Genomic DNA, 988 nt, shown 5'->3' with positions numbered 1-988 from the left:
GGTCATCGGGGAACCGTACGGCGCGTGGCTGTACTGGCTGGTTCCGCCCCGCGCTGGGGTGGAGTGGGGATCGGCGGGGGAGGCCGCGTGCCTGTCGGTGGCGTGCTGGCTGCCCGTACCGGCGCGGGACCGCACGGGGCCGCCGGGGCCGTACTGGGCCGTGCCGTACGAGGCGGGCAAGGCGCTGACGGACCCGGTGCGGCTCCGCGAGGCCCTGCGGGGCGAGCGGTGAGCGGCGGGCACTGCCTGCCGTGCGGGCAGTGGCGGGAGGAGACCGTCGTGGTGGCGGTCGTGGAGGTGAACTCGGGCCCGGGACGCCTCGTGGAGGCGTGTCTGCCGCACGCACGCGAGTACGCCGCCTACCCCTTGGCCCCGCAGTGGCTGCGGGACGATCTCGCCGCACTGGAGGGGTAGCGAGGGGCCGGTCACGGGGGCGGCCCGCGCTTGTGTTCCCGGCCGCCGCCCGGAGGGCGGCTGGCGGCGGTGCGGCGGAGCTTGCCGGAGAGCGAGGTGGCGGCGGCGGTGAGGAAGACCAGGGTGTAGAGGATCTGGAGCAGGATGACCAGCCGTGCGGACTGGCCGCGCGGCTGGATGTCGCCGTAGCTGACGGTCGCCACTGTCAGCAGCGTGAAGTAGAGGGCGTCGAGGCGGGTGCGCAGGCCCTGGAACTCCCCGGGGTGGTGTGACATCACGAAGTACGCCGAGGAGAAGACCAGTACGGACAGGCACATCAGCGACATCAGGGCGACCACGGTGCCCGGGCGGTCGAAGAGGGCGTCCCGCATGTGCTTGACGAGCAGGGCGGCGATGACCGTCAGGGCGAGGATCAGCAGGGCCCAGCTCAGTTCCGGGCGCTCCGGGCCCAGCGTCCGTGCGGGCAGCAGGAAGTAGGCGGCGAACAGGCCCGCCACCAGGGGACCCAGCAGTGGCCACCCCCACCGGGGCCGGCCGGAAGGCCGGTCGGGAGGACGGTCGGGGGGCCGGACCG

2 protein-coding genes and 1 pseudogene are annotated in these 988 nt (G+C 74.2%); 2 read left to right on the top strand and 1 reads right to left on the bottom strand.

The features are described 5' to 3' along the window. Window positions 1-232, top strand: a pseudogene (locus AB8Z75_RS35030) (hypothetical protein); the annotation flags it as partial. Continuing rightward, on the top strand, window positions 229-414 hold the full coding sequence (locus tag AB8Z75_RS35025; protein WP_369209189.1) for a hypothetical protein: 186 nt from the start codon (window positions 229-231) through the stop codon (window positions 412-414). The pseudogene AB8Z75_RS35030 and the gene AB8Z75_RS35025, both read left to right, overlap by 4 nt. Before the next feature lie 11 nt (window positions 415-425). On the opposite strand, the gene AB8Z75_RS35020 is transcribed toward AB8Z75_RS35025, so the two are convergent. Then, on the bottom strand, window positions 426-914 hold the full coding sequence (locus tag AB8Z75_RS35020; RefSeq protein WP_369209191.1) for a potassium channel family protein: 489 nt from the start codon (window positions 912-914) through the stop codon (window positions 426-428). Window positions 915-988 lie beyond the last annotated feature (74 nt).

The sequence above is a fragment of the Streptomyces sp. PU-14G genome (assembly GCF_041028275.1).
GTDB lineage: Bacteria > Actinomycetota > Actinomycetes > Streptomycetales > Streptomycetaceae > Streptomyces.
This window is presented reverse-complemented; position numbering and strand designations above follow the sequence as displayed.